This is a genomic window from Salimicrobium album (assembly GCF_900107115.1).
In the GTDB taxonomy this organism is placed as follows: domain Bacteria; phylum Bacillota; class Bacilli; order Bacillales; family Halobacillaceae; genus Salimicrobium; species Salimicrobium album.
Genome location: NZ_FNOS01000005.1, coordinates 37010 through 57178, shown reverse-complemented (window position 1 = coordinate 57178; position 20169 = coordinate 37010). Strand labels below are relative to the sequence as shown.

At 43.8% G+C, this 20169-nt stretch carries 20 protein-coding genes and 2 pseudogenes; 7 read left to right on the top strand and 15 right to left on the bottom strand.

Going from position 1 to position 20169, the window contains the following annotated elements; translation table 11 throughout:
• Window positions 1-14: 14 nt before the first annotated feature.
• A pseudogene (locus tag BLU03_RS09930) lies at window positions 15-803 on the bottom strand (alpha/beta hydrolase); the annotation flags it as partial.
• A gap of 306 nt (window positions 804-1109) precedes the next feature.
• On the opposite strand from BLU03_RS09930, the gene fabF reads away from it, so the two are divergent.
• Genes fabF through BLU03_RS09915 form a run of 3 tightly spaced genes read left to right on the top strand, consistent with a single transcriptional unit; the run spans window position 1110 to window position 4607 of the window.
• A complete protein-coding gene (fabF, locus tag BLU03_RS09925) occupies window positions 1110-2342 on the top strand; it encodes a beta-ketoacyl-ACP synthase II (protein WP_093107530.1) in 1233 nt (410 codons plus the stop codon).
• Window positions 2343-2375: 33 nt separating this feature from the next.
• A complete protein-coding gene (locus BLU03_RS09920; protein WP_093107528.1) occupies window positions 2376-4100 on the top strand; it encodes a class I adenylate-forming enzyme family protein in 1725 nt (574 codons plus the stop codon).
• A gap of 33 nt (window positions 4101-4133) precedes the next feature.
• The gene (locus BLU03_RS09915) at window positions 4134-4607 is read left to right on the top strand and encodes an acyl-CoA thioesterase (RefSeq protein ID WP_093107526.1); all 474 of its coding nucleotides are present in this window, start codon (window positions 4134-4136) and stop codon (window positions 4605-4607) included.
• Window positions 4608-4715: 108 nt separating this feature from the next.
• Here the strand turns inward: BLU03_RS09915 and BLU03_RS09910 are convergent, their stop codons facing one another.
• A complete protein-coding gene (locus tag BLU03_RS09910) occupies window positions 4716-5063 on the bottom strand; it encodes a nuclear transport factor 2 family protein (protein ID WP_093107524.1) in 348 nt (115 codons plus the stop codon).
• A 248-nt stretch (window positions 5064-5311) separates the two neighbouring features.
• On the opposite strand from BLU03_RS09910, the gene BLU03_RS09905 reads away from it, so the two are divergent.
• Complete coding sequence (locus BLU03_RS09905) at window positions 5312-6535, top strand: DUF819 family protein (RefSeq protein ID WP_093107522.1); 1224 nt, start codon at window positions 5312-5314, stop codon at window positions 6533-6535.
• Between the two features lie 57 nt (window positions 6536-6592).
• Here the strand turns inward: BLU03_RS09905 and sdhB are convergent, their stop codons facing one another.
• From sdhB to BLU03_RS09875, 8 genes are all read right to left on the bottom strand, one after another.
• On the bottom strand, window positions 6593-7348 hold the full coding sequence (gene sdhB, locus BLU03_RS09900) for a succinate dehydrogenase iron-sulfur subunit (protein ID WP_093107520.1): 756 nt from the start codon (window positions 7346-7348) through the stop codon (window positions 6593-6595).
• A 344-nt stretch (window positions 7349-7692) separates the two neighbouring features.
• Window positions 7693-9141, bottom strand: coding sequence for a polysaccharide deacetylase family protein (locus tag BLU03_RS09895; RefSeq protein ID WP_093107518.1), 1449 nt, complete (start codon window positions 9139-9141; stop codon window positions 7693-7695).
• Between the two features lie 98 nt (window positions 9142-9239).
• The gene (locus BLU03_RS09890) at window positions 9240-9620 is read right to left on the bottom strand and encodes an iron chaperone (protein ID WP_093107516.1); all 381 of its coding nucleotides are present in this window, start codon (window positions 9618-9620) and stop codon (window positions 9240-9242) included.
• Between the two features lie 182 nt (window positions 9621-9802).
• The gene (locus tag BLU03_RS09885; protein ID WP_076572802.1) at window positions 9803-10102 is read right to left on the bottom strand and encodes a hypothetical protein; all 300 of its coding nucleotides are present in this window, start codon (window positions 10100-10102) and stop codon (window positions 9803-9805) included.
• 58 nt (window positions 10103-10160) lie between these two features.
• Window positions 10161-10322, bottom strand: a complete 162-nt coding sequence (locus tag BLU03_RS13710) for a hypothetical protein (RefSeq protein ID WP_156330848.1) — start codon at window positions 10320-10322, stop codon at window positions 10161-10163.
• 383 nt (window positions 10323-10705) lie between these two features.
• The gene (locus tag BLU03_RS13705) at window positions 10706-10873 is read right to left on the bottom strand and encodes a hypothetical protein (protein ID WP_159435721.1); all 168 of its coding nucleotides are present in this window, start codon (window positions 10871-10873) and stop codon (window positions 10706-10708) included.
• A gap of 181 nt (window positions 10874-11054) precedes the next feature.
• On the bottom strand, window positions 11055-11516 hold the full coding sequence (locus tag BLU03_RS09880) for an SRPBCC family protein (RefSeq protein WP_076572804.1): 462 nt from the start codon (window positions 11514-11516) through the stop codon (window positions 11055-11057).
• 173 nt (window positions 11517-11689) lie between these two features.
• A complete protein-coding gene (locus tag BLU03_RS09875; RefSeq protein WP_093107514.1) occupies window positions 11690-12208 on the bottom strand; it encodes a GrpB family protein in 519 nt (172 codons plus the stop codon).
• A gap of 130 nt (window positions 12209-12338) precedes the next feature.
• Between BLU03_RS09875 and BLU03_RS09870 the strand changes: the two genes are divergently transcribed.
• On the top strand, window positions 12339-12734 hold the full coding sequence (locus BLU03_RS09870) for a DoxX family protein (RefSeq protein WP_093107512.1): 396 nt from the start codon (window positions 12339-12341) through the stop codon (window positions 12732-12734).
• A 302-nt stretch (window positions 12735-13036) separates the two neighbouring features.
• Here the strand turns inward: BLU03_RS09870 and BLU03_RS09865 are convergent, their stop codons facing one another.
• From BLU03_RS09865 to hxlA, 4 genes are all read right to left on the bottom strand, one after another.
• Window positions 13037-14107: a copper resistance D family protein gene (locus tag BLU03_RS09865; RefSeq protein WP_093107510.1), complete on the bottom strand. Its 1071-nt coding sequence runs from the start codon at window positions 14105-14107 to the stop codon at window positions 13037-13039.
• On the bottom strand, window positions 14104-14685 hold the full coding sequence (locus tag BLU03_RS09860; RefSeq protein WP_093107508.1) for a copper resistance CopC family protein: 582 nt from the start codon (window positions 14683-14685) through the stop codon (window positions 14104-14106). The genes BLU03_RS09865 and BLU03_RS09860 overlap by 4 nt, the downstream gene beginning before the upstream one ends.
• Before the next feature lie 364 nt (window positions 14686-15049).
• The gene (hxlB, locus tag BLU03_RS09855; protein ID WP_093107506.1) at window positions 15050-15607 is read right to left on the bottom strand and encodes a 6-phospho-3-hexuloisomerase; all 558 of its coding nucleotides are present in this window, start codon (window positions 15605-15607) and stop codon (window positions 15050-15052) included.
• Complete coding sequence (gene hxlA, locus BLU03_RS09850) at window positions 15604-16245, bottom strand: 3-hexulose-6-phosphate synthase (protein ID WP_093107503.1); 642 nt, start codon at window positions 16243-16245, stop codon at window positions 15604-15606. Before hxlA ends, hxlB begins: the two co-directional genes overlap by 4 nt.
• 161 nt (window positions 16246-16406) lie before the next feature.
• Here hxlA and BLU03_RS13785 point away from each other — a divergent pair.
• Together BLU03_RS13785 and BLU03_RS13780 are read left to right on the top strand one after the other, a co-directional pair.
• A pseudogene (locus tag BLU03_RS13785) lies at window positions 16407-16721 on the top strand (winged helix-turn-helix transcriptional regulator); the annotation flags it as partial.
• 27 nt (window positions 16722-16748) lie between these two features.
• Window positions 16749-17063, top strand: a complete 315-nt coding sequence (locus BLU03_RS13780; protein WP_245698837.1) for a winged helix-turn-helix transcriptional regulator — start codon at window positions 16749-16751, stop codon at window positions 17061-17063.
• Between the two features lie 241 nt (window positions 17064-17304).
• On the opposite strand, the gene BLU03_RS09840 is transcribed toward BLU03_RS13780, so the two are convergent.
• Entirely contained in the window at window positions 17305-19143 is a 1839-nt protein-coding gene (locus BLU03_RS09840; RefSeq protein ID WP_093107499.1) for an alpha/beta hydrolase family protein, read from the bottom strand.
• Window positions 19144-20169: the final 1026 nt, after the last annotated feature.

The window sequence follows — 20169 nt, the reverse complement described above, 5'->3', positions numbered from 1 at the left end:
TCATTCCAGTGCACAAAATGTCCGCCTTCAACAGCGTGCCAGGTTACAGGAAAAGAACGGTTCCGAAGCTTTTTTAAATGATGTTCCGTTTTTCTCCGTTCTCTATCATCCAGATCGGCGAATGTTGCATAGTATACATGGGTGGGCACAGTAATATTATTAAGGAGACCGGGGATATCAAGGTTGTAGTACCCGAACATCAAGTTCAGCCCACGGGCGGAAAAGTCGGTTTGAGATCGTAAAGCCGTACGCACGTACCGAGTTTCTTCTATATTTACATGTTCACAAAAATTGGTGACCTGTCTATCAAAATCGCCCTCTCCACTCCCTTTAAAAAATGTTGCCAGTCTTTTTAACAGATGCTCTCCGAACAGCCTTACTCCTACATTAAGGAATGGGAAAGCGTAAGCGAAAATTCCGAATTCCGAAGTCGGCACTTTCGGGAAAGGTTTATGTCCCTGATCCAATAAAATCAGGGTACGCACCCGCTCTGGATAGTGTCTGGCGAAAGACAAAGCGACAGCCCCGCCTAACGAGTGTCCGATTACCACCGCGTTCTTCATTTCCCTCCGGTCCATGTATTCTTTCACCCAGTCCGCCAGCACAATGGATGTCACCTTTCCACTGATGCCGCTGCTTCTGCCGATACCCGGCAAATCAATCATATGAGTCTCAAAATCAACCTGTAGGTATTCGGCTATATTCAAACCTTCATTACCGGAAAATCCTCCGGCAGGAAGAAAAATCACCGGTTCCCCTGCCCCGACTTTTTCTGCGAAGTATTCATAAGTAGTGCTGAGCATTTTACTCACCTCTTTGCTGCAGACAATTTAAAAAGACGTACCTTCTGTTCAGTCTCTATTGACTAATCCTCTTAGTTGATTCCTGCTAAGCACAGTTTTTTTCTTATGAACTATATTATCACATTACATTTTTTGATTTTCTGAGCTTTTCAAAAAATACTTCAAAAAGACACAAAAATTACTATCAGCTAACATGACCTGATATGAAACAAATAAGGCTTCATGTTAAAATATGGTTGTGCTATTCGCGAACTATTTGGAAAATACCTACTGCGATTTTTTTCAGCAGCAAAGGAGGTCGGCATTATGAAACGAAGAGTGGTCATTACAGGAACAGGGACCATCTCCCCTCTCGGAAATGATACGGAGACCCTGTGGAATAACATTAAACACGGAAATTCCGGGATTCAACAACTTACTTCGAGCGATTTCGATCAGGTAAACACACGTATTGCAGGCTGTGTGGAAGATTTCCAGGGTGACGAATATCTTGAACCCAAAGAAACGAAGCGACACGATTTATTCGTTCAGTATGCCTACGCGGCAGCCGTACAGGCCCTGGAAGAGTCGGACCTGCCGCTTCAACAGTTGGATAAGGACCGCGCGGGCATCTATATAGGCTCCGGTGCCGGCGGATTGAATACTTTAATGGAGAACTATCAAACGATGCTTGATAAGGGAGCGAAACGCGTCTCCCCTTTCATGCTGCCCACTTCCATCACTAATATGGCGAGCGGTCTGACTGCAATCAAAACAGGCTTTACAGGGCCAAGTTTCTCCCCGTCCTCCGCCTGCGCCACAGGTAACCATGCCATTGGAGAGGCTTACCACACCATTGCTCACGGCTATGCGGACGTTATGCTTGCTGGTGGATCAGAGGCACCGATCAACCCGCTTTATTTTGCCGGTTTTGCAAAAATGGGGGCCATGTCCACGAAAAACGAAACACCCGGACAGGCTTCTCAGCCGTTCAACCGGGACCGGGACGGATTCGTTATGGCTGAAGGAGCCGGGGTATTGCTCCTGGAAGATTACGACCACGCTAAACAGCGCGGCGCAGAAATTGTCGGCGAAATCATCGGGTACGGAAGTACAACAGATGCTTACCATATGACCAGCCCTTCTCCACTCGGTGCACAAAAAGCTATGAAACTTGCACTGGAGCGGTCCGGTCTCTCTACAAAAGATGTCGATTACATCAACGCCCACGGAACGGGGACTCCTACGGGTGACATATCTGAAACAGAAGCTATCCAGGGACTTTTCGGTAACGATGCAGGCGGGTTGAAAGTAAGCTCTACCAAATCGATGACTGGACACTTGTTCGGAGCGGCTGGTGGTGTTGAGAGTATCATCACACTAAAAAGTCTGCAGAACGATACTTTTCCTCCCACAATTAATCTGCATCACCCCGATCCCGACTGTACGTTGAATTATGTATCGAACGAAGCAGAGAAAGGATCAGTGGAAGTGGCTTTATCCAACGGTTTTGGTTTCGGTGGTCATAATGCCGTATTAGCTTTCAAGAAATATCATTAACGGAGTACTTCGGACAGAGGAAGGAGAATCATTTTGACAAATTCTATAGCGGAACGTGTGGAAGAACGCAGAAATCGAATCGAAGAACAATTACCTGTATGGCCCCGGGACACCGTAGCCCGCCATTTTGAGAAAGCGGTTCATACCTATGCCGACCGTCCCTACCTGTACATTCACGATAATGAATATACATACCGGGAGATATGGGAGCAGGCGCTCACTTATGCGAAAGGGTTCCTGAACCTGGGAGTCAAACGAAGAGAGCATATAGCTGTTTTAATGGACAATAATGAACACTTTCCTTCGCTTATGATCGCCACATCCATGATTGGTGCTGTACTTATCCCGATCAATTCTATGTTAACCAAAAACGAACTGGGGTACATTTTAACACAGTCGGACTCCCATTATTTAATTGTTCAGGAGAAGATTAAAGACAAGCACCACGGCGAGGCCGTGAAAGAACTATTCTCTACTCCTTCTTTTAAAAAACAGAGCAGTCTTAAACAAGTCATCAGTTTCGGCCCGGAACGAGAAGAACCGGTCGATGAACACTTCCTGTCCTGGGGTGATTTTTTGGAAGGCGTCGGGACGGTGACCACTTCGGCACTGAGTAAACAACGGGCGTTATCCCTCTCTCCCGATGAAGTAGCTATTATTATGTACACCTCAGGGTCCACTGGGAATCCTAAAGGAGTTATGCTGACAGACGACATGCTCCTCCGGTGTTCCTACGGCACTGTTTTAAGTCGGGCCATCGAGAATGGAAGAGTTACTTTTGCTCCCCTGCCGTTCTATCATTGTTTTGCGATTATCGAAGCTTTGTTCGCTATGTCTTTTGTCGGCGGCTCTATTGTTTCCGCATTAGGGGCCTCCCCTTTACGTTCACTGGAATTAATGGAAAAGTACAGGGCCAACGATTATCTCTGCGTTCCTTCGATGCTGACACCCGTATTGAACCATCCACAGGTGGAAGAATTTGATCTGTCTTCATTATTTGCTATGTGGTGTGGAGCAGCCGCTGCTCCCGTGTCGACGTGGCAACAAGCCGTGGATGTACTCGATATCACTGAAATAATTACGGGTTACGGTCAGACGGAAGTCGTCTCTTCAGGCGTAACTACTGAAATCGGAGACCCTCTGGAGCGTGTTGCCACTCGCGTCGGCCGTCCCAAACTAAACGGTGTGAGCGGACTTCCCGAATTTAACGGGAGCAGCGTTCAGTATAAAACCGTTCACCGGGACACGGGGGAAGATTTACCCCACGGGGAAATGGGAGAACTGGCGGTCAGAGGCGCCACCGTGACCCACGGCTATTACAAGAAACCCGAGGAAACAGCACAGGCCATCGACAAAGACGGCTGGCTGAAAACGGGAGACGTCGGGAAAATCGATGAGAACGGTTATATCCAAATGCTTGGCAGAAGCAAGGAAATGTTTAAAGTCTCCGGGGAACTCGTTTCTCCGAGAGAAGTGGAAATTGCAATTTCCCATCTATCGGAAGTGAAAGAAGTACAGGTCGTCGGCGTTAAAGATAAACTCACAACGGAAGCCGGAGCGGCTTTCGTCGAATTAAAGGAAGGGGCAACATTGAGAAGGAAAGATATTACCCGCTGGTGTGCCGAACGACTCGCTAAATTTAAAGTACCGCGACACGTCTTTTTTATCGATTCGTCGGAATGGCCTATGACCAGTACGGGGAAAGTCCAGAAATTCCGCCTTCAGGAATTGGCAAAAGAGCGGTTGGATCATAAGTAACAGGGCACCAGATAAAGGAAGGGAGGTCATCCATTGACCGCGCAATGGCATAAGACAAATTACCGTGTCCCTTACAAGGACACAGACCGGATGGGAGTAGTCCATCACGGAAATTACATCAACTGGTTTGAAATCGCCCGCACTGAATTCATGCGACATTACGGCATCGCCTATAAAGAAATTGAATCCAAAGGCTTCTCGCTACCTGTGGCAAATGTAGATTGCCGATATAAAAGTTCCGCTACTTTTGATGATTGTATCGTCCTTTTCACTAAAATTGCGGACTATTCCCCGCTGAAACTGAAATTCGTCTACGAAGCGCGGAAAGTATCGGAAGAAGCAGAGAGTGATCATCTGGACAAAATTGTTTCCCGTCCCAGTGGTGAACTCATTGCCTCCGGAAGTACGGAACATACATGGGTCAACGAAAACTTTAAGCCAACCCGCCTTAACCGATCAGCTCCCGATATTTATGAAATCATCAGGGAATACGGGGAACAGGAATAAGAAGAAACCCCGGCAATCCAAAGATGAACGTTTCCATAACCCGTAACCTTTGTGGGAGCTGGAAACGTTTTTCAAAGTGCCGGGGGCTTTTATATATTATCAGTTGTATCACTTAGATACTGTCCCCTGGTGAAAATATAGTTGCCATCTGTCGTTTATCCGTTTCCATATTGAACTCCTCAAGGTATTTCTTCCTCTCGTTTCATCCTTGATGTAGTAAGTGGCAAGAACAACGTCAGGAGCTAACTGTTCCACCTCATAATTATGTATACTCATTTCTGATAAGACTACACCGTCCACCAGACAATCTTCTTTATCGAACATCGTTCCTGAACTTCCTATTTCTCGAAAGTCATCAGCCAGAATTTGACCAAGTCTTTCTGCATATGCTCTTACTTCGATATTCACATGGGCTTCTTCCAACTTTCTCAGCTCCGCTTTAAGATTTTCAGTCATATTCTCCCTCCCTCTATAAAGCCGCTTTGGTTATAAATAGCGTATCCATGGTTAAAATTTTGTCGTAAATATCTTGAATTTTACTGGCAATTTTAATTAAAGTAGCCTTCATAACTGCGGCAAGCGACCTTTACACTAATGGCAAGTTTGATTCCACCGTTATTGAAAACGATTTCCATTCCTGCTATGGTATTAAAAACTGCAGCTATGCCTTCTTAATCCATAAAACAAATCGAGAGGTGAGACAATTGCAAACATCCTTAATCTCCCCGGATAATACGTGGGCCCTCTGGGCGTTTCTTACGGGCTGGGCGGCCATAAGTATCTATCTGGAACAGAAATATACGTGGGCATCGAAAATCTCCGGTGCCATCATCGCGCTGATCGGAGCGATGGCCCTGGCCAACTTCAACGTCATCCCTCTGGAATCAAGTGTGTACGACGCTGTCTGGAGTTACGTAGTACCTCTTGCCATTCCCCTGCTGTTATTCCAGGCCAACATCAAAAAAATCTGGCAGGAAAGCAGACGGATGCTGGCAATTTTTCTTCTTAGCACTATCGGTACAGTGGCCGGCACTATTCTTTCATTTATGTTGCTGAAAGATGTGATTCCGCATCTGGACAAAATCGGTGCGATGATGGCAGGTTCCTATACGGGCGGCGGCGTGAACTTCGCAGCCATGTCCGCTAAATTCGAAGCTCCCGGCGATCTCGTGTCGGCCACGGTCGTGGCTGATAATGCCATGATGGCTCTTTTCTTCTTTGTCCTGATGGGGATCCCTGCTGTTAACTTCTTTCGGAAGAACTATAAAACGCCTCACATGGAAGAAGTCGAGAAAAATGCCACCGGGGATGACGAAACCCAGGCGGCCTCTTTCTGGAAACGAAAAGAGATTTCTTTGAAAGACATCGCTTCCAGTATTGCGACGGCATTCGTCCTCGTCGCCGTCTCGTTCCAGTTGGCGGACTTCTTTGCTGGAGTTATCCCGAGCGGGGAAAACGCAAATATATTTTATGATTTGCTCAGAGGCATTATTGGTGATCAGTATCTCATGCTTACTACGTTGACCGTCATCGCCGTGCTTCTGGCTCCCGATTATTTCGAAAATCTTCAAGGGACCCAGGAGCTCGGAACGTTCCTGATTTATTTATTTTTCGTAGTCATCGGAGTACCGGCTTCCATCGCGCTAGTGGTCACAACCTCGCCGCTCCTACTCATTTTCGTACTCATTATTGTATTAATGAACCTGTTCTTCTCCCTCATACTTGGAAAACTGTTCAAGTTCAACCTGGAGGAGATACTGCTTGCCAGCAACGCCAACCTCGGAGGCCCGACAACAGCTGCAGCAATGGCAATCGCCAAAGGCTGGAACAGACTGATCGTTCCTATTCTGCTCGTCGGTACGCTTGGCTATATTGTCGGAAATTACATCGGTACAGGGCTTGGCGCCTTGTTTCAGACATTATTGTAAACCTCCAGCTCTCATTAATGAATAACCTATAAAGTCTTTCTATATCAGTAAAGAAATCTAACGACTGGAATAAGAGCCGAAAAAACTCTTGAATGAATGGAGCGCTGCGGCACGATTCACAGCTGCTATAGAAGTTGTTATTGGAATCCCTTTAGGACATACCTTTACACAGTTCTGGGAATTTCCACACCCTTGAAGCCCGCCTTTACCCATAAAGGCTTCCGTACGTTCATCTTTATCCATTTCACCTGTGGGGTGAACATTTTTTAAACGGATTTGTGAAAAAACGAACGGTCCGAGAAAATCGCTCTTGTCGTTAACGTTGGGGCATGCATCCTGGCAAACTCCACAAGTAAAACATTTGGAAAGTTCATATGCCATTTCCCGTTTGTTTTCATCCATTCGTGGACCAGGACCAATATCGTACGTACCATCAATAGGGATCCACGCTTTTATTTTCTTTAGTGCGTCAAACATTTTTTCTCTGTCAATAATGAGATCTCTCACAACGGGGTAGGTTCTCATGGGACGTAATCTAATTGGATGCTCCAGTTGATCAACCAAAGCAGTACAGGCCTGGCGTGGTGTTCCGTTTATCACCATGGAACAGACACCACATACTTCTTCCAGACAACTCATTTCCCACTGGACAGGAGTCGTTTTTCTCCCGTCCTTCGTTACGGGATTCTTTTGGGTATGCATCAGGGCAGTAATGACATTCATATTAGGGCGGTACGGTACGGCAAACTCTTCTTCATAAGGGGCGGAATCAGGATCGTCTTGTCTCTCGATAATCAGGGTTATCTCTTCCATTTTCTCTCCTCCTCATTTATAAAGCTTGTTCTGCTATGAAGGTGTAACTTCAGAATCCTTTACTATTGAAAATTCCTATTCTCTCAAAGAATTCCGTACCCTTGCGTTCAACTGTCCTGTAATGCTTTTATGTTCTTATTATTATAGTAACAAATTCCAGTGAATAAGTCTGATTTTTTTGTCTAATCAGACTTTTACGAAGAGGTTATCATTCGCTGAATCAATATACTTAATTTCTTCCTATAAAAAACTTCATAAAAAACACACTAAATTATGCCTGGATAATTTAGTGTGTTCGTCCACTTTACTTCTGAGCGAGAAGGGATCAATCAAATTTTTCCTCATTAATTCCCGTGATGGGGTCCAACGCCCTGCTCTCCCTGTAATTCAAGCAGCTGGGACACAGTAACCATCTGATACCCCTGCTCTTCCAGTGAATCCAGCAGTTGCGGCAGCGCATCGGCTGTCGATGAATGAATGTCGTGCAGCAATACGATGGACCCTTCCGTAACATTGGACATCACTTTCTCATTCACTGCCTGAGCATCACGGCTCTTCCAGTCAAGGGAATCTACGGACCACATAATCATCGACTGCCCCAGTTCCGAGGTGACCTGCTCCACGTCCCCGTTGGACGCCCCGTACGGAGGACGCAATAGAGTCGGCGCGTGACCAATAGCACCTTCGATGATGCTGCTCGATTCCTGCATCTCTTCACGAATCTGCTCTCTCCCGAGCACCGTCAGATCCTGATGGTTCATCGTGTGGTTCCCGATTTCATGGCCTTCTTCCTCCACTCTGTTGGCAAGCGACGGGTAATATTCCACCTGACTTCCCAGCATGAAAAAGGTCGCTTTGGCCCCATGCTTGTCCAGTGTATCAAGAATGCGCGGTGTCACATCGGGGTGGGGACCGTCATCAAATGTCAGTGCAACATATTTTCCATCCGGATCAAGTTCCGCTTTCTCCTCTGAATGCTCTGTCTCTTCCTTACGTTTTTCCTTCTCGGGAATTGTCACATCCAGCCGATCCGCAAAATCATCCTGCAGATATGGTTTGATTTCCTCCATCGGAATTTCCGCTTTGACCGAACCTGCTGCACCCGCCGCAATTTCATATTCATCAAAGTAAAAAATCACGTGATCCCGGCTGATGGACCACTTCCATTTGTCAAGGTTCTTCAAAGCGTCCTGTACCATATCTTCGAAGAGGTAAGGGCTGACTTCATCATTATTGGAAAGCGACTCCCTGATCAGGTGCTGGATATTTCCGATTGTTTCTTCATTTAACCGGAAAACATCTTCAAGCTGCACATGCCTATCCTTATTCAGGTCGATGACGAAGGACTTCGTTTTCGTCATACCATTTGCCCCGCCTGTAATCTGATAGGACTCGAATTCGAGTGTGTAAAGCTTTTCAGCTATTTCTTCCGTCTCCACCTGAATGTTCAAGTGGGCACGAAAACCGTTTTCCTCAAGGGTACGTTTCGATTTTTGTACTTCACTGGTGAATTCTTTCTTCTGGGCCTCCACCCATTCGTTTATCGGTTTATTAACCTGTTCATGATCGGTGTACGGAAGACTGATTGATGAAGTATACAAGTCTGCTTCTTCCGTCTTCGTTTCAATGTTCAGACCCGGGTAGATGCTGGAGTCCTCGACTTCCTTCTCCGGACCATTTATTTCTGAGTCTCCTTCAAAAGCCTGACTGAGTAACTGATTCATTCCAAAAGTAACCCCTACAAGCAATAGAATAATTACAATCCAACCTGGCAATTTAATACGTTTCTTCATGGCAACTCATTTCCTCTGCTAATTTTTTCAAATATATATATTACCATAGAAATGAGTTTTGTAACAAAAAAGTTACATACCCTGGTGCGGCGGCGCGCTTAACAGGACACGTCTTCTCCCTTCCTCCAGGCCTCGATAGTCGCTCTCACAAATTCTTCAAGGCCGCTCTCGTTCAAATCGACCGATTTCTTAATACGGATGCATCCTTTCCCGTAATCCAGACCTTTCAAAGACTGTGTGGCTGCTCCCGTGATTTTTTTGATATCTCCTACGTAAAGACTTACATAAGATTTCTGGGCATTTAAATGAAAAACAACGGATGATTCCGATCCAAAGCTCAGCATTTTGTACTGGATGCCTTCCTTCAATTCCGGACCATGCGTTAAAATATATTCTCTTACTTTCAATAATTTTTCTTTTCTCCAGTCTTCCTCCATCGCTTTGTAGTAGTCCTCCGGGGTTTCAACATCATATTGCATGATTGTTCCTCCTTTCTATTCATGATCAATCGATTCATTCGTTTATGTAATACGCTGCCACGGATGCTTAAGGTTTCTAGTGAACCTCCTTAATCCCCTCATTCACCGGACCAAAACTGTGTGCTGATTTTTCCATTGTTAAGACTAATCATGCACTATTCCTTCTATAGCAGCTTCAAAGCTTATGTTTCTTTCTTCTTCCACATATAATAGTTGTAAACGAATTGAATAATTAATACCATAAGCAAAAATGACGCGACCATTATTTTTGTAAACAAATCTAAGTCCGGGAGGTATAATACCCCGGTAATAGCTAATAGCATAAAGGGCGAGGTCATTAATGTTCTTATCATTTTTCTCCTATAAGATAAACTGAAATAATTTACTTTAAACCCCTCATCGACTTTCTGCTTATTTTTATAAGCAAAAGAGAACATGGTTATCACAACTACGGTCGAGATTATTGGAATTATGATATTCATCAAAGTTACCTCCTTTTACCAAGCCCTGGTCACCTCTCTGTTTAATCAGCTGATCTTTTTAAGTATTTTTTACTAAATCCATTATTAAACTGAATATTCCTGCAACTGAAAAAAATACTCCAAATATATACAAATCAGGATAATCAGCTATTACTAAATACCCTCCATATATAATAATCACAATTGATAAAAATACATTTAAGTAATCTATTTCCTGCATGCATACCTCACCCCAATTAAAACAACTGCAAGACCCTAGCTTGCAAATAGGAAATGAACCCGATATAAAACCCGGTATTTTATGCTGACATACCCTTCCGTTCCACTCCATGCATTGACTATATCCTCTTACATAAATCCTTCGCCTTATTGGACTCTTTTTATTACATACGATTCCAACTTAGTTCCGTTTCGAAATAGTACAGAATGTTTCGATTTTGCATTCTGCATTCACTTCCTATAATAAAAAAAGCGATCGTTCGCATTGAACCATCGCCTCATCCGTATGATAAGTTGTTATAAACAAAGCGTGTCCCGGCTGTAAGCCACATCGTTCCTGCACGATTAACACTTATCCCGTACAAAAGAGACAAACTTTTCGGACTACGCTTCATCCTTCTGTTTTTTAGCTGCCTTGTCACGTGAAGGCTTCATATACTTAATGTTGTAGTACCTGTCGGCGCCCAGGCCACCCTCATTGATCATCGTCGAGATCTCTTTTGTTCGGGTCTGTTTTTTCTTGTTTACAGTGAATTTTTTCTGTTTGTCCATTAGTTCGCCCTCCTTTCCAATCGTTTTCTTCACTTATATAATACCATGATTCAGCAAATATGTCTGAATATTCGATTTATTAAGACGTGTTATCTCCTCACTTAATTCATAAAGAAAAACTTTTTTCCCCAAGCAAGCTAAGCTATAGAGAAAGGGTCTTCTATATGTTCGCCGGAAAGATCTATATATCCTTAAACATCTCCTCCACTTTCTGATGTCTATACCTGAATATTTCCTCCAGCTTCTTCCTTATACTCAATCGATGAGCTATTCTGCCGGCTTTAGAGAAAGGAAGTGCGTAGTGAACAATATCCGTCATCTCCACACCGTTTTCCACCTTTTTAAAATGATGCTGGTGATGCCAGAACTGGAATGGACCATGACGCTGTTCATCCACGAACATCTTATTCTCCTCCACATGAGTGATTTCCGTCATCCAGCTGAGTGTAATCCCGAGCACCGGCTGCAGATGATATGTTGCAATCATTCCGGGATACATATGTTCAGGGAGCTCCCCGGTGACTTCAAATTTCATCCATGGGGGAGTAATTCTTGATAAGTTTCCTGCACTTGAAAAGAACGACCACGCCTCACTTAAGCTGATTGGAAGCTGCTGAGTTCTTTCTATCTTATATATTTTCAATAGCTTTCACCTCTGAATAGTCCTTTCCTCTTTTTATTGCAAGTTAATCCCTCTCCGTAATTTTTCAGGTAACCTGGGCTGCTATCATTCACTTTAAATGGTTTCTGAACTTCTCTCCTGAACTAATTACTTTCCAGAAGAATATGCGATTGCGAACCGTTTCCACATGGAAATTAACGTATGTCCCCGTACCACCGAAGCGCTTTTCTTTCTAAATCTTTAACAAACTGGTTTTTCCCATCCGCATAGCCGCTGATATCTTCAGGAAATTTCTTTGCGAGTCTCTCTTTCAAATCTCCGTAACGCTCTGCTTCTTCCTTGTGCGCACAGAAATAGTCTCTGACAGCTAAATGACGTTTAATATCCTGTTCATTATCTGTCTGGAAGATGTACACTTGATGTGTTCTGTGCTCCTTGTCTTTTCTGAAATATCGTCTACCCTCTATACCGAAAGCCCCCATGGGTTCATAACCAATCTTTTCCATCTGTTCGTAGAAAACCGCTACTTTTTCAATATTCCTTACTATCGGCATAATATCTATGATCGGCTTAGCTTTTAAACCGAAGACGGAAGTACTGCCGATGTGATGAATGTTGAAAAGTTCTTCCCCAAAAATAGCTTCAATCCTCCGTGATTCCTCTTCGAACAGTTCCTTCCATCGTTCATCGTATCTTCTCACTTCGACTCTCATACCAATTCCACCTTTTCGAACGTTATATAACCTCATAATACTATCCCTAAGATCCCTATGAAAAGCACAACTGATCCAATTTCTTCTTTGGAACGTATTCTGGATAACTAATGAAAATGAGGTGTTACTTATGAATAAAAGAATGGAATGGGGTCTGCTCGCAGGAAGAATCGTCCTCGGAGTTATTATGCTCGCACATGGTCTCCAGAAAGCTGGAGCGATAGACAACACGATCGCTACGTTCGACCAAATCGGCCAGCCGGCACTGCTTGCCTATATTACTGTATTGATTGAAATCGATGGAGGTCTGGCCCTAATACTCGGGATATTCGTCGTGCCATCCGCTATTCTGCTCGGATTAACGATGATAGGAGCTATTGTATTGGCGAAGTTGCCTGCAGGACTCATTGGAGGTTTCGAATTCCCTCTTTCCCTGCTTGCTCTATCCATCGTACTGGCCGCAACAGGAAGCAGGAAATTGGCAATCTCCGAAGTGATTACGAAATACAGAAAGAACTGGATCTGAGTTACCGAATAATCACTTGGGTTCACCTTCCAATTTCCGACCAAAAAAGCTTTCCTTTTCACTTTAGTCCACACCCCTCGAAACAGGCGCCGAAAACCTTTGGCAACAAAGTCTGTTTCAAGGGGTGTATTTTATTTTTAACGGATTATTCATTCAATCATTTACGTTTAGGGAAAGAATGATGTTCGTGTAAGAAAACCCTTTCCGTAATGTGAATTTCAATCTTCTTTAACGCCTCCTCCTTCTCCACTTTCCTCCAGAATTTATCAAATAAAAAACGAACACCCTTCACCGGTGTCCGTTCAACTCATCGTTACACTGCTCATAAAACCAAAATATAAACTTACTATCATCATTAAACTTACGAAGAAAGTTCCTGCCCCAGAATTCCGCTTGACCATCATCCCTGTAAACAGAAGAAAAACAAAGGCTAGCCCCAATAGGGAGATGCTGCTTACATTCGGCGCGAGGGTCAGGGGACCGACTCCCTCCACCGTAGTGAATATACGAAACAGGGCAGAAGGTTCCTGTTGTTCCAGTGTCTGCGTTATATTGTGCGGTGTCTCCTGTTCCGTCATATAGCCTGTGATCGTGTAAATAAAAACGATAAGGAGACTTTCCACCTTCCACCAGCGTTTGGGGGAAAAGTTTTTATTCTCCGCTACTAAACGTTTGATAAGAAAACCATTCACGAAAGCAAACAGCAAAAGTACGATGAACAGAAGATGCTTGACCAGCAATGCCTGTCCGTAAGAGAGCATCCAGGAACCTACGATGCTTTCTGTTAACGTCAGACTCATAACAACACCTGTCAACGTAATCCATATCATGCATCCTATCGCTATCTTTGTGAACCAGTCGACGAATGAGCCCCACTGGCTTTCCTTTTCGGACAGAAAACTCATAACGAGCAGAATACCCGACCATACTCCCACCGCGATGAAATGAATCGTGTGGAAAAGTGCTCCCTGAGCAGAATTGATACTCGCGGAGTGTCCCGTAACACTCTGAATGAGAATCATCCCGACAATAAATAGTAAGCTGAATGAGTATACGACTTTTGGTCTTCGAATCGTCTTGAGTACAACCACCTGGAGGATAGACAAGCCCAACAGAAGAAGCCACGCCTGCCCTCCTTTTAACTGCGTAAGCACATGGAAAAAACTGGACAGAAAGCCTCCTTCCCGGTATTCCTGAAGACTGAACGACAGCTCTATAACTGGATACAGGGCTAAAACAGGTACAGCTAATGCGAAGAGCGCCCACGTATTTCTGCGATGAGCCAGCTCTTCATTGAACATGGAGAGAAGGCTGGCGCCAATAAGAATGGAGAGACAGGCGTAGAGCCCTCCATTCGTTAAAGCATAGATCATGCTTTTTTCCTTAAGCTAAAGAATACGGCTATGGCAGTAAGTAAAATCCCGAAGACGATGACCGGTACAACCCAGCCGCCGGAGTCACTTTCTTCGTTCGATGCTTTCGTCTGCTGTTCCGTAGATTCTTGTTCTGTTTGCTCCTCTGTGGAATCTTGTTTTTCAGTCTCAGAGGTTTCATTTCCCTCTGTTTCCGTATCTCCTTCAGATGTAGATGCCTCTTTTTCCGCTTCATATTCAAATAACAACTGGTTCTCCATCACGTGCCCGTCTTCACCGATGATGCTGTAAAAGACCTCAATCTCACCACTGCCGACACCTTCCGGAATAGTGAACTCCACAACATTTTCAGGGGAGTGGGTATACTCCTCTATCTCGAACTCTTTCCCTTCTTCATCTGTAACCATCAATGATGTAGGTTCCTGAACATTGGAGTCAAAGGTGAGTGTGATTCCCGGGTTTTCTGATGTTAAGGAACCACCCGCTTCAGGTTCCGAACTTTCAAGATGTGTGTGGGCTTCTGCCGTCATCGGCAGGGCGAATGCCATAAGTAAACAAAACATAGTGATATATTTCATAGTCCAACTCTCCTTCTCTTTTATAAAGACTACGAATAAAAAGGAATAATGGTTCACTCCTTCTTCTAATTTAATCAAAACAGATAGAGGAATAACAGAGTATAGGATGGACAATTCAGTGACCAAACGTCCTGAAGTCGCCTTAGCAGAAAGATATGAGAATACAGGAGGAACCAATGCCTTCCCCTGACTTAAGGGGAGACACTTTGGGGTGGCCGCTCAGACTATTCCACTGATCTCCGAAAACATCGCTTTCGAAGAAACGGCTGCCCCGCTGACATCCAAGGTGCATATTGTTCAACCTTTCGACTCACAAAATAAAGAAAACAGCAATGGTCACCCATTACTGCTCTCCATCAGATTATTATTCAAGATTAGCATGTTTGCCGTACATCTTATCCGTGTCCAGCCCCTTTTTCTCCATGACTCTAAGAATTATAGCGTCGTAAAAGAGTAGCAGGGTCTGCTCAAACAGGGAGCCCATCGGCTGGATAGTCGAATAGTTGCTATCGCTTCTGTCCTTTGTGGCACCAGGCAGGGTGACCGTGAAATCAGCGATTTTGCCGATTGTGGACTCCGGAACCAGCGTAACAGCAGCGATGACTCCATCGATACTTCTTGCTTTTTCGGCGACAGAAACCAATCCCTTCGTTTCCCCCGAACCTGAACCGATGATCAGAATGTCATCGGCTTCAAAATTCGGTGTCACTGTCTCTCCTAAAACGTAAGCATCGATTCCCATGTGCATCAGTCGCATAGCGAAGGATTTTGCCATAAATCCGGATCTTCCGGCTCCGGTTACGAAAACCTTTCCGGCTGCCAGAATCTCCTCTGCTGCTCTTTCCGCTTCCTCATCCGGAATTACATCGGCGGAGTGCTGTAATTCCTGGATGATCTGTTGCAAAAATTCTACAGTTCTCAAGCTGTAGACCCCTGACGGATCATTTCCTGCATTTTTGCAGCGACAGCTTTTTTATCTTCCTGACCGGCAATTCCGCCGCCTACGATGACTAGATCCGGCTGAACTTTGATTACCTCTTCCAGCTGATCCAGTTTAATTCCGCCGGCGATGGCTGTCTTCGCATTTTTAACTACGTTTTTGATCGTCTGCAGGTCTTCGAAAGAGTTCTTTCCGACAGCCTGAAGATCGTAGCCCGTGTGTACGCAGATGTAGTCCACGTCCAGTTCATCAAGTTCTTTGGCACGCGTTTCTATATCCTTCACCGCAATCAGATCGACTAGTACTTCTTTCCCCTGGTTCCGCGCTTCTTCCACGGCCCCTTTGATGGACTCGTCTTCAGCCGCACCGAGTACTGTTACGATATCAGCATTCGCTTCGGATGCTTTTTGTACTTCATATGCTGCCGCATCCATCGTTTTCAGGTCAGCCAGCACCTCAAGATTCGGAAACGCTTCTTTCATTTCCCGTACTGCTTTCAGTCCTTCTATTTTTATGATCGGGGTGCCGATTTCCACCACATCAATGTGGTCTTCTACTTCTTTCACCAATTCCTTCGCTTCCGGGATATTTACAAGGTCCAGTGCTAATTGTAATTTCATTAAAAATTCCTCCTGCTGTTAGTCTGATTTTTCTCCTGTGTACAGAGAATGAATCTTTCTGCTTCACCCGTAATAGTAAAGGGGAATCCTATTTTATGTAAGTAGGCACTTTTTTCTGATATAGTATCCTAAAACAGACTAATGCGTGAAAGAGGGATAGAATGATCACTAAAAATCTCAAAGGATTTTATCCTGAAAAAGAAATAACGCTGGCCGTGCTCGAAGGAAAGTGGAAGCTCACTCTTTTATGTCACCTCGGGTTACAGGGAACGAAACGCTTCGGGGAGCTGAAACAACTGACCCCCGGGATCACCCAGCAGATGCTGACGAACCAGCTCAAAGAATTGGAAGAACACGGGCTTGTGCACCGGGAAGTGTATCGTGTAGTGCCGCCGAAAGTGGAATATTCCCTGACTGCGGAAGGGGAAAGTCTCTTGCCTATTCTGGATATGCTATATGAGTGGGGGAGTAACCATCCGGTACATGCGGACGCAGAGCAGAGTATGTATGCGGAGAAATTTCGGACCCTTTCTGTAATCGAAGGGAAATGGAAGCTCATTATTTTGTGCCACGTCGGTTTGAAAGGGACGAAACGTTTCGGGGAACTGAGAAAACTGATTCCGTCCATCACGAAAAAAATGCTGGCGGCTCAGCTCAGAGAAATGGAAGAAGACGGGCTTATGCACCGGGAAGTGTATCCCGTCGTCCCTCCCAAAGTGGAGTATTCACTGACGGACCAGGGGATGAGCCTGTTTCCGATCTTGACGGCACTAGAAGATTGGGGCAGCCGCTATATAGCCCGGCACGGTGAGTCATAAAAATTGTCGCTTCGAGTGACAGGGTTATTCATTTTTAAGGGAATAAAATAGTAAGGCATCTAACAATTCAAACATAAACTCCAAAAAACCTGTTGCTTCAGTAAACAACAGGTTCTTTTATTAAAATTTTCTTTTTTACGCTTACGCTATTATTATTCCAAACATTTTCCAACGAAACGAGCATTAAAAAAAAGGCCTACCAACGTTCACGGTAGACCATTACGTATATTCCCCCTGTTAATTAGTTTGGTAATTGTGTCAAAGTATTGCTAACAGAAATTAACGTAACAACTATGGCAATAATTATTCCTCCCAAATAAGGATTCAAGCTTGCTTTGAAAATCTTCCTTGAGATTATCGCAGCCACAGGTAATATGACTAGAAAACTAATCAGCCAAATACCTACAATAGCAGATACGTTTTCAAAAAATACATGTCCCGTAACAAAGAAAGTGGTGTATTGGATAGCGAGCACAACTATCGGCCCGAGTGCGTTAAAAAGAGCTAGCAAAGCAGTGTTTACCCACTCTTTTTTTCCATTCCTATAATAGTTGAAACTGTTTACTACTATGGAATTGGCTACGAAATATATCAAGAAAAACGGCAGGTATTTTATTCCAATAATGAGTTTATCCGGCGTAAAGTCCGTAACCGCCAGGAACCAGATTCGAAAGTCTGTATTAAATAAATAGTCGCTTACAAAAACTAAACCAAATGCAGCAGCACTTACAATGAGAGCCAACAACGCCGTTTTACCAAGCGTTCTTAGGCTAATAGATACTCCTACATCCTTTAACTTGGATTTGCACTCACTATCTGTAAATTTGCGGGACAGGAACACTAACAATATAGCAAATAATCCATTTAATGCTGCCCATGTCCCCACATAAAATGTATATGCCTGAGGAAAGAAATCCGGGCGATTCACCGCTGTCCAGTTAAACAAGGCGATATAAGAAACTCCTGAAAAGACAGCACTTGCTACAAGCCCTCCCCAAAACCACGCTTTTTGCTTCTTCGTTGCTAATTCAGCTGGCGATGGCACTTGTGGTGCACGTAGTTCTGAAAATGGTCCTGTAAACAATAGCACCTTCGTGAAACTTACGAGAAACATCCCAAAACCGATAAGGCCTAATAAGTTGAAAAATTCTTTGAACTGCCACACTTGTTCCTCTGCCGGTATATCTTCCGGGTTCCCCAATGTTTCATCAAAAAAATTTATACTCTGTGTCGCTACATGACCAGAAAAATGGTTCCACGGATGTGTCTGAGACGGATTGTAAATTACACGTGTAGTCGATTCTCCATTAATTTCTTTTTCGTACATTTCATAACTGGAACGAGTAGATTCAATATTTTCAGGTGATTCACCGAAATGTAGAAACGACTGGGCGTTATCCGTATCTATAAAATCTCTCGGGGCAGTCATTGTACCATCAGGATTTTCAGTTCGGAAAAAGAATTCATCATATTGAGCTGCCACGATCCCCACGTCTCTGTTCCCGTATTTATTATAATATTCCTCAGTGTCCGGATTTATATAGTCCGCGTCGTTTGCTACCAATAGTACTGAATCTATCAATTGGTTCTCTTTTTCATTGTCCAGGTCAATAGACCAATTGGCAGCTCGAGCGCCGTTAGAATGACCTGTTATTCCAATCCTGGAAGTGTCTATGTATGGTAGGTCTGTCATTAATTCTACAGCATCATACATGCCTGTCCCTCGTTCTGGCCACTCATCGGGACTGACAGCTTCAGATTCTCCATGGCCATACATATCTATGGACATAACAACATATCCTCTTCTGGAATATTCAACGAAGTTCATATCCTGCATTTCTTTGTTATTATACCAGCCATGACTAGTAACTATACCTGGCGCAGGGTTATCTTCAGAAACACCTTCAGGCGTAAACAAAAACGCACTCATCGTATGGCCAGAAGGCGTCTCCCATTTAATTTCTTTAACCTCCACTTCACCACCAGAAGTCTGGACCAAAGATGCACCGATAACACCAACGACTACTAATATTAATGATATTAGTAAGTATAACTTAGATTTTCTTTTTGTATTTTTCATGTTACTCTTCTCCCCTCCCATTTGTAATTAAGCCTACACCCCCCCGACCATGCAAACGTGAGCCACCTCTCTTTCATTTAATTGCTATATAATCAAACAGGTATGTAAAAACACAAAAACCCACACTGTAATAGACATACTTCACTGAAGAAGTACTATTCCAGCATGGGTCTCCATTTCTCCACCACTACTTTAACTTGTTAAATCGATTATAATGGTTCATGAAAGCGTTGTCAAATTATAGTAAAATTAAGCGTTATATTTTATAATTCAATAATGTTTCTTTTCGCATCACTAAGCATTATGTATGTATCAGTTATCTTCGGTTGATAGACATTTATCAAGGTTTCTTCCGGTGCCCCTTCGATCAAAAGCTCTTCCTCCAAGGATTTACCGTTTGAATAATAAATGTTTTCTCCCCATTGGTAAACCGCTCCATTTTCAAGAGGGATGATTTCTGTCCATTTAGTATAGGGAATGTCATAGTTTCTTTAATCAACTAACTCTAAAGAATTACTGTAATCCCTACTCTCTAACCCGTCAGCAGTAAAATAAGAAAAATCATAGTCTCCGTTAGCCCTTCGTTTCGATAGAATATCGGATTGAACAGGTGTAGTAGCAAGCTCTATCTCTCTAGCCCACGAATCAGAAGGCACAGCTTTTGCATCTTTATAGTTGTTAAATACAAGTATAGAAAACCCCACCATTAATATTACTGCAGGAAGAATCCAGTGCATTTTTTTTCAGGATTAACCCCCTCCTTCACCACACTATTATTTCAAAATTCACAAATTAAAACAATCTTTTTTAAACTACATCAACCACCAGAAATCTGCCTCTATACCATAGGTATACATTCCGCCACTCCTTCAGTAATAGAATTCAAATACGTGAAACAGGTCACCGTTTTTTCCGAAATTCAGTGACCATCCTTCCTTTTTTCAGAACAGAAATGTAAACGCTTTCCGTGCTGAGTAGATTTATCGAACTAACAAGTTCTTTTGATTAAGTAAAAGGAATATCTGG